The 13,324-nt window shown below is 72.5% G+C and carries 15 protein-coding genes; 3 read left to right on the forward strand and 12 right to left on the reverse strand.

All coding sequences use genetic code 11. The annotated features are described in order from the left end of the window. Positions 1-46: 46 nt before the first annotated feature. Entirely contained in the window at positions 47-1,609 is a 1,563-nt protein-coding gene (locus AB0M95_RS26820) for a DEAD/DEAH box helicase (protein WP_363769990.1), read from the reverse strand. Positions 1,610-1,732: 123 nt separating this feature from the next. Here AB0M95_RS26820 and AB0M95_RS26825 point away from each other — a divergent pair, with 123 nt between their 5' ends. After that, positions 1,733-1,918, forward strand: a complete 186-nt coding sequence (locus tag AB0M95_RS26825) for a hypothetical protein (protein WP_363769993.1) — start codon at positions 1,733-1,735, stop codon at positions 1,916-1,918. Between the two features lie 63 nt (positions 1,919-1,981). Here AB0M95_RS26825 and AB0M95_RS26830 read toward each other — a convergent pair whose 3' ends face one another. From AB0M95_RS26830 to AB0M95_RS26875, 10 genes are all read right to left on the reverse strand, one after another. Then, positions 1,982-2,296: a metal-sulfur cluster assembly factor gene (locus tag AB0M95_RS26830; protein WP_358522035.1), complete on the reverse strand. Its 315-nt coding sequence runs from the start codon at positions 2,294-2,296 to the stop codon at positions 1,982-1,984. A gap of 127 nt (positions 2,297-2,423) precedes the next feature. After that, positions 2,424-2,861, reverse strand: coding sequence for a Fe-S cluster assembly sulfur transfer protein SufU (gene sufU, locus AB0M95_RS26835; protein ID WP_363769996.1), 438 nt, complete (start codon positions 2,859-2,861; stop codon positions 2,424-2,426). Positions 2,862-2,864: 3 nt separating this feature from the next. Then, the gene (locus AB0M95_RS26840; RefSeq protein WP_363769999.1) at positions 2,865-4,127 is read right to left on the reverse strand and encodes a cysteine desulfurase; all 1,263 of its coding nucleotides are present in this window, start codon (positions 4,125-4,127) and stop codon (positions 2,865-2,867) included. Further along, entirely contained in the window at positions 4,124-4,870 is a 747-nt protein-coding gene (gene sufC, locus AB0M95_RS26845; RefSeq protein WP_358521836.1) for a Fe-S cluster assembly ATPase SufC, read from the reverse strand. The genes AB0M95_RS26840 and sufC overlap by 4 nt, the downstream gene beginning before the upstream one ends. A 1-nt stretch (position 4,871) precedes the next feature. Then, a complete protein-coding gene (locus AB0M95_RS26850; protein WP_363770002.1) occupies positions 4,872-5,216 on the reverse strand; it encodes a non-heme iron oxygenase ferredoxin subunit in 345 nt (114 codons plus the stop codon). Beyond that, complete coding sequence (sufD, locus tag AB0M95_RS26855) at positions 5,213-6,337, reverse strand: Fe-S cluster assembly protein SufD (protein ID WP_363770005.1); 1,125 nt, start codon at positions 6,335-6,337, stop codon at positions 5,213-5,215. The genes AB0M95_RS26850 and sufD overlap by 4 nt, the downstream gene beginning before the upstream one ends. 2 nt (positions 6,338-6,339) lie before the next feature. Then, positions 6,340-7,752: a Fe-S cluster assembly protein SufB gene (gene sufB, locus AB0M95_RS26860; protein ID WP_363770008.1), complete on the reverse strand. Its 1,413-nt coding sequence runs from the start codon at positions 7,750-7,752 to the stop codon at positions 6,340-6,342. After that, positions 7,749-8,501, reverse strand: coding sequence for a winged helix-turn-helix transcriptional regulator (locus AB0M95_RS26865; protein ID WP_363770011.1), 753 nt, complete (start codon positions 8,499-8,501; stop codon positions 7,749-7,751). The genes sufB and AB0M95_RS26865 overlap by 4 nt, the downstream gene beginning before the upstream one ends. 120 nt (positions 8,502-8,621) lie before the next feature. Further along, positions 8,622-9,347, reverse strand: coding sequence for an ABC transporter permease (locus tag AB0M95_RS26870; protein WP_358522041.1), 726 nt, complete (start codon positions 9,345-9,347; stop codon positions 8,622-8,624). A gap of 50 nt (positions 9,348-9,397) precedes the next feature. Further along, the gene (locus AB0M95_RS26875) at positions 9,398-10,312 is read right to left on the reverse strand and encodes an ABC transporter ATP-binding protein (RefSeq protein ID WP_358521848.1); all 915 of its coding nucleotides are present in this window, start codon (positions 10,310-10,312) and stop codon (positions 9,398-9,400) included. Between the two features lie 205 nt (positions 10,313-10,517). On the opposite strand from AB0M95_RS26875, the gene AB0M95_RS26880 reads away from it, so the two are divergent. Then, complete coding sequence (locus AB0M95_RS26880) at positions 10,518-11,288, forward strand: VOC family protein (RefSeq protein WP_363770015.1); 771 nt, start codon at positions 10,518-10,520, stop codon at positions 11,286-11,288. Between the two features lie 136 nt (positions 11,289-11,424). Further along, entirely contained in the window at positions 11,425-12,336 is a 912-nt protein-coding gene (locus tag AB0M95_RS26885) for an EamA family transporter (protein WP_363770018.1), read from the forward strand. A 149-nt stretch (positions 12,337-12,485) separates the two neighbouring features. Here the strand turns inward: AB0M95_RS26885 and AB0M95_RS26890 are convergent, their stop codons facing one another. Then, on the reverse strand, positions 12,486-13,184 hold the full coding sequence (locus AB0M95_RS26890) for a GntR family transcriptional regulator (RefSeq protein ID WP_363770021.1): 699 nt from the start codon (positions 13,182-13,184) through the stop codon (positions 12,486-12,488). Positions 13,185-13,324: the final 140 nt, after the last annotated feature.

Genomic DNA, 13,324 nt, shown 5'->3' on the forward strand with positions numbered 1-13,324 from the left:
GGGCGGCTCGTCGCGTTTCCGGCCGCTGCGGCGGCCCTTCGCGTCGTCAGCGGCCGGTTCTGCCGCCCGAGCGCTCCGCGGAACCCTGGCGCCCGCCGCGCGGGCCCGAGCCGCGCGAACCGGGCGCGCCCCGGAACTCGCCGCGGCCCTCGGGACGGCGCTCCGGACGGCGCTCACCGTCGAACCGGCGCTCGCGGCGGTCCGCCGGGCGCTCGCCCTCGCGGCGCTCTCCGTCCTCACGGCCCCGGTCGTGGAACCGGCGCGGACGCCGGTCGCCGCCCTGGCCGCCCTCGCGGCGCGGGCGCTGCTTGACGGCCGGAGCCGGCGGCTCCCACACCGGCACGGCGACGCCGCTCGGCTGCCGCGCGCCCGCCAGCTCCGCGAGCATGGGGTGGCCCGGCGTGGCCTTCAGCCGCTGCGGCTCGACGCCGGCGCGCCGGGTCATCGACTCGGCCGAGCGCCGCTCGCTCGGCAGCACGAGCGTCATGACGGTGCCGCGCTCGCCGGCCCGCGCCGTGCGGCCGCCGCGGTGCAGGTAGCTCTTGTGGTCCATCGGCGGGTCGACGTGCAGGACGAGGCTGACGTCGTCGACGTGGATGCCGCGGGCGGCGACGTCGGTGCACACCAGCACGCCGATCGTGCCCTCGCGGAACTCCGCCAGGATGCGCGTGCGCTGGTTCTGGCGCTTGCCGCCGTGCAGGCCGCCCGCGCGGACACCGACCCGGGCGAGCTGCTTCACCAGGCGGTCGACGCCGTGCTGGGTGCGCACGAACATGATCGTGCGGCCCTCGCGGCCGGCGATCTCGGCGGTGACCGCGAACTTGTCGTCCCGCGTGACCTGGAGCATGTGGTGCTCCATGGTGTCCACGGGCGAGGTGGCCGGGGCCAGCGAGTGGGTCACCGGGTCGTCGAGGAACCGGCGGACGAGCTTGTCGACGTCGCCGTCGAGGGTGGCCGAGAACAGCAGGCGCTGGCCGTCGGCGGGAGTCTGCTTGAGCAGCGCGCTGACCACGGGGAAGAAGCCGAGGTCGCACATGTGGTCGGCCTCGTCGAGGACGGTGACCCGGACGTCGGCCAGCGAGCACTCGCCCTGCTGGACGAGGTCGGTGAGCCGCCCGGGCGTGGCGACGACGATCTCGACGCCGCGCCGCAGGGCCTCGATCTGCCGGCCCATGGACATGCCGCCGACGACGGTCTTCATGCGCAGCCCCAGCCCGCGGCCGAGGGGCTCCAGGGCGTCGGTCACCTGCATGGCCAGCTCGCGGGTCGGCACGAGGACGACGGCGAGGGGACGGCCGGGAGCGGCCTTGACGCCGGCGGCGCGGGCCATCGTGGGCAGGCCGAAGGCCAGGGTCTTGCCCGAGCCCGTCTGGCCCCGGCCGAGCACGTGACGCCCGGACAGGATGTCGGGGATGGTCGCGCGCTGGATCGGGAACGGGCTGGTGATGCCCTGGCGCGCGAGCGCGGCGACCAGGGGCTTGGGCAGGCCGAGGAGGCTGAACTCCGGCGGGCCCGCGGGGGTGTCCGACACCGTCAGGGGAGACGCCTCCCCCTCCTGCCCTGCCCCGGCGGGGGCGTCGGCGGGCATGACGGCGTTGCTGATGGTCACGAGTGTCGTGCCTTTCGATCGAAGCGATGCGGCGCGTCACTTCTGCGAAAGGACGAGCCAGGGGGTGCACGGCGTGCTGCCGCGCGAGGGATCACGTGGTGCCTACTGGGGCACTGAGCGGGTATGTCGGTCACGACACACGAGCACCGCTCATCATCGTCGTCCCTCAGTCTACCGGACGCGCGGCGGACCGCGATCAGCACGCGCACGGGCGGCCTGTTCGCGGTCGTCACCGCCGGTGGCGGCCGGCCCTTCGCCGCCCTGGACAGCCGCCGCGCCCGGGGCCACGGTGAGGGCGCCGGGGCCTGAAACGTCACGCGCACGACCCCGGCGGGTGGGACGGTACCCCGGCGGCGGCCGGGACGTTCGCCGTCAGACGTTGAAGCCGAGCATGCGCAGCTGCTCGCGCCCGTCGTCGGTGATCTTGTCCGGTCCCCACGGCGGAAGCCAGACCCAGTTGATCTTCACGTCCGAGACCATGCCGTCCAGGGCCGAGTGCGCCTGCTCCTCGATGACGTCGGTCAGCGGGCACGCCGCGCTGGTCAGCGTCATGTCGAGGGTGGCGACCGGCGCCGCGCCGGGCTCGCCCGGGTCCAGGTTCACCCCGTACACCAGGCCGAGGTCCACCACGTTGACGCCCAGCTCGGGGTCCACGACGTCCTTGAGAGCCTCCAGGACGTCCTCCATGCCTGTCTCACCGTCGAACCCGGCCGGGGTGCCGATCGGGGTCTCCACGGGCTTGCTCACGCCGCCTCCTCGCCTCGCCGCACCCCGGCCGGGGTGCGGCGGTAGTCTGCCCGGACTAGCCTGCCGCTCATGACGAACTCCTCACCACGGCGTCCTTGTAGGCCATCCAGGCGAGCAGGGCGCACTTGACCCTGGCCGGATACTTGGCCACACCCGCGAACGCCACGGCGTCCCCGAGGACGTCCTCGTCGGGCTCGACCTGGCCCCGGCCCTGCATGAGCCGGGTGAACTCGTCCACGACCGCGAGGCTGTCCTCGACGGTCGAGCCGGTGGCCAGCTCGTGCAGCACCGACGCGGCGGCCTGGCTGATCGAACAGCCCTGCCCGTCGTAGGAGACGTCCTGGACCTTACCGCCGTCGCCGAGTTTCACCCGCAGGGTGACCTCGTCGCCGCAGGTCGGGTTCACGTGGTGCACCTCGGCGTCGTACGGCTCGCGCAGGCCCCGCCCCTGCGGGTGCTTGTAGTGCTCCAGGATCAGCTCCTGGTACAGCGACTCGGCGATCATGTCTTATCCGAACACCTTCTGGACGTGGTGGAGCCCCCGGACCAGCGCGTCGATCTCGTCCGTGGTGTTGTACAGGTAGAAAGACGCCCGCGTGGTCGCCGGTATTCCGAAGCGCAGGTGCAGCGGCCGCGCGCAGTGGTGCCCGACGCGGACGGCGATGCCGAACCGGTCGTCGAGGATCTGCCCGACGTCGTGGGGGTGGATGCCGGGGATCGTGAACGACAGCGTGCCGCCGCGCTCCTCGGCCGTGGCCGGGCCGATGATCCGCAGGCCCGGGACCTCCGCCAGCGCCTCCAGGCCGTACACCGTGAGGTCGTGCTCGTGGCGGCGGATCGCCTCCATGCCGACGCCATTGAGGTACTCGATGGCGGCGCCGAGCCCGATCGCCTCGACGATGGGCGGGGTGCCGGCCTCGAACTTGTGCGGCACCGGGGCGTAGGTCGAGTGGTCCATCCAGACGGCCTCGATCATCTCGCCGCCGCCCAGGAACGGGGGCATGGCCTCCAGCAGTTCCCGGCGGCCCCACAGCACGCCGATGCCCGACGGGCCGACCATCTTGTGGCCGGTGAAGGCGACGAAGTCGACGCCGAGCGCGGCGACGTCCACCGGGCGGTGGGGCACCGACTGGGAGGCGTCGAGCATCATCAGCGCACCGACCCGGCGGGCCCGCGCCAGGACGTCGGCGACGGGGTTGACCGTGCCGAGGACGTTCGACTGGTGGACGATCGAGACGATCTTCGCGCGCTCGGTGACCAGCTCGTCCAGCCCGGACAGGTCCAGGCGGCCCTCGTCGGTGACGGGGAACCAGCGCAGCGTCGCTCCCGTGCGCTGCGCGAGAAGCTGCCAGGGCACGATGTTGGAGTGGTGCTCCATCTCGGAGATGACGATCTCGTCGCCCGGCCCGAGACGGAAGCGCTCGTCGGTGCCCACGGGGTTGCCGAAGGCGTAGGCCACCAGGTTCAGCGCCTCGGAGGCGTTCTTGGTGAAGACGATCTCGTCACGGCTCGGCGCGTTGACGAAGGCCGCCACCGCGTCGCGGGCGCCCTCGTAGGCCTCGGTCGACTCGCTGCCGAGGACGTGCAGGGCCCGCCCGACGTTGCTGTAGTGCTGCTCCAGGTGGTCGCGCATGGTGTTGATGACGTGCGCGGGCTTCTGGGAGGAGTTGCCTGAATCGAGGTAGACCAGGGGCCTGCCCCCGGGCAGCTCGCGGGAGAGGATCGGGAAGTCCTTCCGGATCCTCTCCACCTCGAACATGCTGTCGGTCATGCACTCGCCTTGGTGTAGCGCTCGTAGCCCTCGGCCTCGAGCTTGTCGGCCAGCTCCGGGCCGCCCTCCTCGACGATCCGCCCGCCCGCGAACACGTGGACGAAGTCCGGCTTCACGTAGCGCAGGATGCGGGTGTAGTGCGTGATCAGCAGCACGCCGGTCTCGCCCGCGGCCCGGAAGCGGTTGACGCCCTCGGACACCACGCGCAGCGCGTCGACGTCCAGACCGGAGTCGGTCTCGTCGAGCACGGCGATCTTCGGCTTGAGCAGTTCGAGCTGGAGGATCTCGTGGCGCTTCTTCTCACCGCCGGAGAAGCCCTCGTTGAGGTTGCGCTGGGCGAAGGAGGCGTCGATGGACAGGGCGTCCATGCCCTCCTTGAGCTCCTTGGTGAACAGGCGCAGCTTGGGCGCCTCGCCGCGCACGGCCGTGACGGCGCTGCGCAGGAAGTTCGACACCGAGACGCCCGGAACCTCGACGGGGTACTGCATCGCGAGGAACAGGCCGGCGCGGGCGCGCTCGTCCACCGACAGGGACAGGACGTCCTCGCCGTCGAGCGTGACCGTGCCGGAGGTGACGGTGTACTTCGGGTGACCCGCGATCGCGTAGGCGAGCGTCGACTTGCCCGAGCCGTTCGGCCCCATCAGGGCGTGGGTCTCACCCGACCCGACGGTCAGGTCGACGCCGCGCAGGATCTCCTTGTCCGCCACGGCGACATGCAGGTCACGAATTTCCAGGGTGGACAACTTAGGACTCCTGATCTTGGGCTGGTTCGGTGCCGTCCGCGTCGACCGAGACGAGCACGTCGTCGCCTTCGAGCTTCACGCGGTACATGGCGACGGGACGGGTGGCGGGAGGTCCGGTCGGCTTGCCGGAGCGGATGTCGAAACACGAGCCGTGCAGCCAGCATTCCAGCGTGTCGTCGTACACCTCGCCCTCGCTGAGCCGGACCTCGGCGTGCGAGCAGACGTCGTGCAGGGCGAAGACCTCGCCGTCCCTGCGGACCAGTGCCACCGGCAGCCCGCCGGCCTCGACCCCGACGACGCCGCCGTCCGGGATGTCGGAGAGGTTGCAGACCTTTTCGAACGTCATCGCGCGAGCTCCGCCTCGACGGCCGCGAGCACGCGTTCGCGGACCTCCTCGACCTCGATCTTCTGGATGAGCTGGGCGAAGTACCCCCGCACGACGAGGCGGCGCGCCTCCTCGTAGGGGATGCCCCGGGCCTGCAGGTAGAAGGTGTGCTCGTCGTCCAGCCTGCCGGAGGCCGAGGCGTGCCCCGCCCCCGCGACCTCGCCCGTGAGGATCTCCAGGTTGGGCACCGAGTCGGCGCGGGCGCCGTCGGTGAGGATGAGGTTGCGGTTGAGCTCGTAGGTGTCGGTGCCGGTGGCCTCGACGCGGATGATCACGTCGCCGATCCACACGGCGTGCGCCTCGTCGCCCTGCAGCGCGCCGCGGTAGTCGACCTTGCTGCGGCAGTCGGGCACGGTGTGGTCGACCAGCAGGCGGTGCTCGAGGTGCTGGCCGGCGTCCACGAAGTACAGGCCGCTCAGGTCGGCGTCGCCGCCGCGCCCGGTGTAGGAGACCGACGGGGACAGGCGCACCAGGTCTCCGCCGAGGGCGACGACGAAGCTCTTGAACGTGGCGTCCTTGCCGAGCTGGGCGTGGTGGTGCGAGACGTGCACCGCGTCGTCCGACCAGTCCTGGAGGCTGACGACCTTGAGTGAGGCGCCCTCGCCGACGACGAACTCGACGTTGTCGGCGTAGACGGCGCTGCCGCGGTGGTCGAGGATCAGCACGGCCTGCGCCAGCGGCTCGACCTGGACGACCAGGTGGCCGTAGGTCGCGCCGCCCGCGCCCTCGCCGCGGAGGTTCACCACGGTGGGCTCGGAGGTCACGGCCTCCTTGGGCACCGTGATGACGGTGGCCTTCTCGAACGAGGTGTACGCCTGCACGCTCACCCGGTCGGCCGGCACGTAGGCCTGTCCGACGCGGGGGTCGTCGCGGCCGACGGTCTCGACCGAGACCTCCGGGGACGGGTGCACCTCGACGACGACGCTGCCGGTGACCGGCGCGGTGCCGTCGTGCAGGCCGCGCAGGCGCGACAGCGGGGTGAACCGCCAGGACTCCTCACGCCCGGTCGGCACGGGGAAGTCGCCGATGTCGTAGGAGGACTTCCCGTGCAGGGTGGAGAGAGGCTTGGTGTCCAGGCCCATGGTCAGCCCACCGCCCCTTCCATCTGCAGCTCGATCAGGCGGTTGAGCTCCAGGGCGTACTCCATGGGCAGCTCGCGCGCGATCGGCTCGACGAAGCCGCGGACGATCATCGCCATCGCCTCGTCCTCGTTGAGGCCGCGGCTCATCAGGTAGAAGAGCTGGTCCTCCGACACCTTGGAGACCGTGGCCTCGTGGCCCATCGAGACGTCGTCCTCGCGGACGTCGACGTAGGGGTAGGTGTCCGAGCGGCTGATCTGGTCGATGAGCAGCGCGTCGCACTTCACGGTGGAGGCCGAGCCCGCCGCGCCCTCCTCGATCTGGACGAGGCCGCGGTAGGACGTGCGCCCGCCGCCGCGCGCGACCGACTTGGAGACGATCGTCGAGGAGGTCTTCGGCGCGAGGTGCACCATCTTGGCGCCCGCGTCCTGGTGCTGGCCCTCGCCGGCGAAGGCGACGCTCAGGGTCTCGCCCTTGGCGTGCTCGCCCATGAGGTAGACGGCCGGGTACTTCATCGTGACCTTGGAGCCGATGTTGCCGTCGATCCACTCCATGGTGGCGCCCTCGTAGGCGACGGCGCGCTTGGTCACCAGGTTGTAGACGTTGTTCGACCAGTTCTGGATGGTCGTGTACCGGCAGCGGGCGTTCTTCTTCACGATGATCTCGACGACCGCGCTGTGCAGCGAGTCGGAGGAGTAGATCGGCGCCGTGCAACCCTCGACGTAGTGGACGTACGAGCCCTCGTCGACGATGATCAGCGTGCGCTCGAACTGGCCCATGTTCTCGGTGTTGATCCGGAAGTAGGCCTGGAGCGGGATCTCGACCTGCACGTTCGGCGGCACGTAGATGAACGAGCCGCCCGACCACACCGCGCTGTTCAGCGAGGCGAACTTGTTGTCGCCCACCGGGATGACCGACCCGAAGTACTCCCTGAACAGCTCGGGGTGCTCCTTGAGGCCGGTGTCGGTGTCGAGGAAGATGACGCCCTTCTCCTCGAGGTCCTCGCGGATCTTGTGGTAGACCACCTCGGACTCGTACTGGGCGGCGACGCCGGCGATCAGGCGCTGCTTCTCCGCCTCGGGGATACCGAGCTTGTCGTAGGTGTTCTTGATGTCCGCGGGGAGCTCCTCCCAGGAAGCGGCCTGCTTCTCGGTGGAGCGGACGAAGTACTTGATGTTGTCGAAGTCGATGCCCGTGAGGTCGGAGCCCCAGCTCGGCAGAGGCTTCTTGCCGAACAGGCGGAGGCCCTTGAGGCGAAGGTCGAGCATCCACTCCGGCTCGTTCTTCAGCGCGGAGATATCACGCACGACCTCCTCGGACAGGCCACGGCGCGCGGTGGCACCGGCCACGTCGGGATCGGCCCAGCCGAACTTATAGTTCCCGAGGCCCTCAAGCTCCGGGCGGTCGGTGACAGTCACCTTCCGGTCTCCTTGCTCTTATCGATCGAGTTCCGCGAATTGCCGACGGTCGGGTCGGAGTCGTCACGCGTGCCCTGCGTGATGCGCTGGGACGCCAGCGCCCTCGGGCTGACGTGGGTCGTGCACACCCCGTCGCCGTGGGCGATCGTCGCCAGGCGCTGCACCGGCGTGCCGAGCAGATGCCCGAACGCCTCGGTCTCGGCCTCGCAGAGCTGCGGGAACTCCGCCGCCACGTGCGCGACCGGGCAGTGGTGCTGGCACAGTTGCTCGCCGCCGGACTTGGCCCTGCTGGCCGACGCGGCGTAGCCGTCGGCCGTCAGCGCCTCGGCCAGCACGCGCACCCGCTGGTCGGCGGGGACCTCGCGCATCAACGGCTCAAGGCGCCTGACCAGGCCGCTGACCTGGGATCTGGCGAACTCGGCCACGGCCTCCTCGCCCATGCGCTCGGCAAGGAAGCGCAGCGCGCCGCCCGCGAGGCCGTCATAGGCGTGCTCGAAGGCGCTGCGGCCCGCGTCGGTGATGACGAACAGCTTCGCCGGCCTGCCCCGCCCCCGCTGCCCCCGTGGCCGTGCGGTGCGAGGCTCTATCATTCCCTCGGTGAGCAGCGCGTCCAGATGGCGGCGGACCGCCGCGGGCGTGAGCCCCAGCCGCTCGCCCAGCGCGGCGGCGTCGACGGGGCCGTGTTCCAGGATCAGCCGAGCGACGCGCGCGCGTGTACCGCGCTCGGCGCCCTTCTCGGCGTTCGTCATCCCGGCCACGTTTTTCACAACATCAGTGTGCCGTAATTCCTTCCCGAGGCACAACCCGAACGGCACGCAGGAGGAATGCAGTCCGTCACGCAGGTAAGCCTTACCTAACCTGGGGTTTCGTCACTCCCAGCGGAACGTGCGAGCGGCGAGGGTCAGCGTCACCGCGGCCCACGCGAGCAGGATCAGCAGCTCCCGCACCGGAAGCCCGGCGCCCTGGGCCAGGATCGACCGCAGGCCCCCGGTCAGGGCCGTGATGGGCAGCACCTCGGCCACCACCCGCAGCGCGTGCGGGAACGACGTCACCGGCACCACCACGCCGCCGAGCCCCAGCAGCACCAGGTAGACGAGGTTGGCCGCCGCCAGCGTCGCCTCGGCGCGCAGCGTGCCCGCCATGAGCAGCGCGAGCCCGCTGAACGCCGCCGTCCCGGCGAGGACCGTCACCAGCACCCAGGCGACCGCCCCCAGCGGGTCGCCGTGCGGCCGCCACCCGAGCGCGAGGGCCACGGCCGCGATGACGGCGAACTGCAGCACCTCGACGACGATCACGGCGAGGGTCTTGGCCAGCATCAGCCCCGCGCGCGACAGCGGCGTGGCGCCGAGGCGCTTGAGCACGCCGTACCGGCGCTCGAAGCCGGTGCCGATCGCCTGGCCGGTGAACGCCGTCGACATGATCGCCAGGGCGAGCACCCCGGGCGCGACGAAGTCGATGCGCCGTCCGGGCACCTCCAGCAGCGGCGCGGCCGAGAAGCCGACGAGCACGAGCAGCGGGATGATCAGGGTGAGCAGGAGCTGCTCGCCGTTGCGCAGCACCGCCCGCACCTCGGCCGCGGTCTGGGCCAGCACCATGCGGCGCAGCGGCGCGGCGCCCGGGCGCGGCGTGAAGTCCAGCGCGGTGGTCACCGGAGCTCCCTTCCGGTCAGTTCGAGGAAGACGTCCTCCAGGGTGCGCCGCTCGACGCTGAGGTCGTCGGCGGTGACGCCCTCGGCGGCGCACCACGCGGTGACCGTGCCGAGCAGCTCGGGGCCGACGTGCCCCTCGATGACGTAGTGGCCGCTCGGCGACTCCTTGGCGGCCGTGCCGGCGGGCAGGGCGGTGAGCAGCTCGTCCAGGTCGAGGCCCGACCTGGCGCGGAAGCGGAGCTGCCGCTCGGCGCCCGTCAGCGAGCGCGGGCTGCCCTCGGCGACCACGGTGCCCCGGTCGATGATGACGACCTTGTCGGCGAGCTTCTCGGCCTCGTCCATGTGGTGGGTGGTCAGCACCGTGGACACCCCGCGGGCGCGCAGCTCGCCGACCACGTCCCAGCAGGCGTGCCGGGCCTGCGGGTCCAGCCCGGCGGTCGGCTCGTCCAGGAAGACCAGCTCGGGACGGCCGACGACGGCGGCGGCGAGCGACAGGCGCTGCTGCTGGCCGCCCGACAGGCGGCGGTAGGGGGTGCGGGCGTGCTCGGACAGCCCGAGCCGGTCGAGCAGGGCCCCGGGGTCGAGGGGATGGGCGTGGAAGCGGGCGACCAGCCGCAGCCATTCCCCCGCCCGGATGGCCGGGGGCACGCCGCCGGCCTGCAGCATCACGCCGATGCGGGGCTTGAGCGCGGCGGCGGCGCGCGCGGGGTCGAGGCCGAGCACGCGGACGGTGCCGCCGTCCGCCTTGCGGAACCCCTCGCAGATCTCGACCGTCGAGGTCTTCCCGGCGCCGTTCGGGCCGAGGATGGCCGTGACCGCGCCGCGCTCGGCGCTCAGCGTCAGGCCGTCGACGGCGAGAGTGCGGCCGTATCGCTTGACCAGGTCGGTGAGCGCGACGGCTGGGGAGTCCATGCTGACGAGTCTAGGGACCACCTGGGGCGGTCCCCGCGCCGGACCGCGCCGCCAGGGCCGCGTCACGGTAAAGGGAGGTAAAGCTTGCGGGTGCCTCGGGCCAAGGCGGCCTGTCGCCGCCCGCGGGGAGGGCGCGCCGTGTGACGCTGGCGCCGTGCCGTCCGCCAGATCGGGCGCGCGGCGTCCGCGGCAAGGGAGGTCCGCAATGCCGGCCCGTAGCGGTTACCAGCCCGGCGTGCCCTGCTGGGCGGATCTCTCCAGCCCCGACCCCCACGCGTCGGCGGCCTTCTACGAGGGGATCTTCGGGTGGCGCGCCGGTTTCGATCCGGCCCCCGAGGCGGGCGGCTACGGGACGTTCCGGCAGGACGGCAAGCTCGTCGCGGGCGTCGGGCCCACGTCCGGCCCCGGCAGGCCCCCGGCCTGGAACACCTACATCGCCACCGGAGACGCCGAGTCGGTCGCCGACCGGGTCAAGGAGGCCGGGGGGCGGGTGTCCACCGGACCGGTCCAGGTCTTCGACGAGGGCACCATGGCCGTGTTCGAGGACCCGGCGGGGGCGGCCTTCATGGTCTGGGAGCCCGGGCGCCACTTCGGCGCGCAGCTCGTCGGCGAGCCGGTATCGACGTGCTGGGCCGCGCTGGACACGTGCGACCCCGAGGACGCCAAGGCGTTCTACCCGGAGGTGTTCGGCTGGGCGGCCCGGGGCGTCCCCGGCGGGGAGCGCACCGAGTGGCTGGTGGACGGCAGGCCGGTCGCGGGCATGACCCCGGCCGGCGGCGCGCTTCCGGGGGGAGGGCGGGCCCGCTGGCTGGTCCACTTCGCCGTCCGCGACTGCGACGCCGTCGTGGCCCTCGCCGCCGAGCGCGGCGCCACAGTGGTCGAGCGGCCCCGTGGCCTGCCGCAGGGGCGGTCGGCCGTGCTCGCCGACCCCTTCGGAGCCGCCTTCGCCGTCACGGCCCTCAAACCCGCGGAGTGACCCCGCGCGCGGGCGGTTGAGCGGCGTCTTGTATTCCTGGTAGGGCACTGAGGCGTGCCCTCGGGCGCGGTGTCCCCGCGGCCGGCCGGGCATTCCCCCGACCCCCGGCCGCATCCAGAACGCGAGTGGACCCCCCATGACCGTGCCGACCCTGTCCCTCTCCGACGGGCCGTTCTCGCGGGATCGCCCGCGGCCCGGCTCCCTCGCCCGTGCGGCGGCCGGAGCCGTGCCCCCGTCGGGGCTGGTGGTCCTGGCGATCCTGTCGGTGCAGATCGGCGCGGGCTTCGCCAAGGACCTGTTCGCCGAGCTCGCGCCGACCGCCGTGGTCTTCCTGCGCGTCGCCACCGGGGCGCTGATCCTGGGCGTCGTGGCCCGGCCGCGCCTGCGGGGGCTGACGCGGCGCGACCTGGCCGCCGGGGTGGCCTTCGGCGTCACCCTCGGGGTCATGAACATCACGTTCTACGAGGGCCTGGCCCGGCTGCCGATGGGCATCTGCGTGGCGATCGAGTTCCTCGGCCCGCTCGGCGTCGCCGTCGCGGCCTCCCGCCGCCGGACGGACCTGCTGTGGGTGGTGCTGGCGGCGCTCGGCATCGTCCTGCTGGCTCCGTGGAACGGCGGCAGCGGTCTCAGCTGGCTCGGCATCGGCTTCGCCGCGCTGGCGGGCGCGTGCTGGGCGGCGTACATCCTGCTGTCGGCGGCCGTGGGCAGGCGGTTCCCCGGGACGAGCGGGCTGTCCTTCGCCATGATCGTCGCGGTGGCGGTGACCGCGCCCGCCGGGATCGCGACCGGCGGCGCGGACCTGCTGCGTCCCGAGCTGTTGCTGCTGGGCGCGGGGGTCGGCCTGCTCTCGTCGGTCATCCCCTACAGCCTGGAGCTTGAGGCGCTGCGCCGGATGCCGAAGCGGGTCTTCGGCATCCTCATGAGCCTGGAGCCGGCGGCCGCCGCGCTGGTGGGCCTGTTCGTCCTCGGCGAGTTCCTGGACCTGCGCGAGTGGGCGGCGATCGGCTGCGTGGTCATCGCCTCGGTCGGGGCCACCCGCTCCTCCTGAGCGCGCCGGGAAACGCCTGGGAGGCACGAGCGGACGCCATGGGGCCGCCCGATCCCGGGGCGTGGCCGGCAGCGGCGGCCCGGTCTCACGCCTTGACCTCGCGCGGGCACCCGGTCTCGACCTCAGGTGATGAGAGGCGAGACGCCCGGTCACTCCGGACGGTCGGCCCAGATGCCCCGGACGTGCCGGATGTGGTGCTCGATCACGCGCCGGGCGGCCCCGCCGTCCCCGCGCACCAGGGCGTCCAGGATGTCCAGGTGCTCGCGGGCAGAGTTGACGAGCGTGCCGCGCTCCGACAGCCCCTTCAGGCCGTACAGCCGGGCGCGGTACCTCAGGTCGCGGGCGATCTCGACCAGGTGGGCGTTGCCCGCCAGCCGCAGCAGGTCGACGTGGAAGCGCAGGTCGGCGTTGACGTAGGCCAGCAGGTCGCCGGACTCGGCCGCCGCGACGATCTCCAGGGCCACCGGCCGCAACGCCTCGAACTCCTCCGCCCGTGAGGCGTCGGCCAGGCGGGCGACCGTCGGCACCTCCAGCAGCGCGCGGATCTCGGTGAGCTCGTCCAGCTCGCGCTCGGACAGCTCGGTGACCCGGAAGCCCTTGTTGCGCACGGCCTCGACGAGCCCCTCCTTGGCCAGGTCGAGCATGGCCTCGCGCACGGGCGTCGCCGAGACGCCGAACTGGGCGGCCAGCACCGGCGCCGAGTAGACGACGCCCGGGCGCATCTCCGCGGCGACCAGCGCGTCCCTCAGGGCCTGCGCGACCTGCTCGCGCAGGCTCTGGCGCCCGCTCATGGCCGGCAGGTGGAGCCGGCCCTCCTCGGTCACGGCCCGCTCGGCCCCGGTCGTCATCCCGGCATCCCCTTCCGGCTCATCTGCCCGTCCACGCGGCGTGGACGGCGTCCGCCACGACCAGATCCTCCCAGGCCATGCCGACACTCGTGAACAGCGCGGGCCCCGGCCCGGCGGCGACGGCCCCGCCCACCGGCTCG

It is taken from the genome of Sphaerisporangium sp. NPDC051017, from assembly GCF_040683095.1.
Classification (GTDB): Bacteria; Actinomycetota; Actinomycetes; order Streptosporangiales; family Streptosporangiaceae; genus Sphaerisporangium.

What these genes read in the sequence shown, in the direction of transcription:
- AB0M95_RS26825 (WP_363769993.1), top strand. Translation starts at nt 1,733, where the DNA reads ATGTCGGTCACGACACACGAGCACCGCTCATCATCGTCGTCCCTCAGT.
- AB0M95_RS26830 (WP_358522035.1), bottom strand. Translation starts at nt 2,296, where the DNA reads ATGGAGGACGTCCTGGAGGCTCTCAAGGACGTCGTGGACCCCGAGCTG.
- sufU (WP_363769996.1), bottom strand. Translation starts at nt 2,861, where the DNA reads ATGATCGCCGAGTCGCTGTACCAGGAGCTGATCCTGGAGCACTACAAG.
- AB0M95_RS26840 (WP_363769999.1), bottom strand. Translation starts at nt 4,127, where the DNA reads ATGACCGACAGCATGTTCGAGGTGGAGAGGATCCGGAAGGACTTCCCG.
- AB0M95_RS26850 (WP_363770002.1), bottom strand. Translation starts at nt 5,216, where the DNA reads ATGACGTTCGAAAAGGTCTGCAACCTCTCCGACATCCCGGACGGCGGC.
- sufD (WP_363770005.1), bottom strand. Translation starts at nt 6,337, where the DNA reads ATGGGCCTGGACACCAAGCCTCTCTCCACCCTGCACGGGAAGTCCTCC.
- AB0M95_RS26865 (WP_363770011.1), bottom strand. Translation starts at nt 8,501, where the DNA reads ATGACGAACGCCGAGAAGGGCGCCGAGCGCGGTACACGCGCGCGCGTC.
- AB0M95_RS26870 (WP_358522041.1), bottom strand. Translation starts at nt 9,347, where the DNA reads ATGGTGCTGGCCCAGACCGCGGCCGAGGTGCGGGCGGTGCTGCGCAAC.
- AB0M95_RS26875 (WP_358521848.1), bottom strand. Translation starts at nt 10,312, where the DNA reads ATGGACTCCCCAGCCGTCGCGCTCACCGACCTGGTCAAGCGATACGGC.
- AB0M95_RS26880 (WP_363770015.1), top strand. Translation starts at nt 10,518, where the DNA reads ATGCCGGCCCGTAGCGGTTACCAGCCCGGCGTGCCCTGCTGGGCGGAT.
- AB0M95_RS26885 (WP_363770018.1), top strand. Translation starts at nt 11,425, where the DNA reads ATGACCGTGCCGACCCTGTCCCTCTCCGACGGGCCGTTCTCGCGGGAT.
- AB0M95_RS26890 (WP_363770021.1), bottom strand. Translation starts at nt 13,184, where the DNA reads ATGACGACCGGGGCCGAGCGGGCCGTGACCGAGGAGGGCCGGCTCCAC.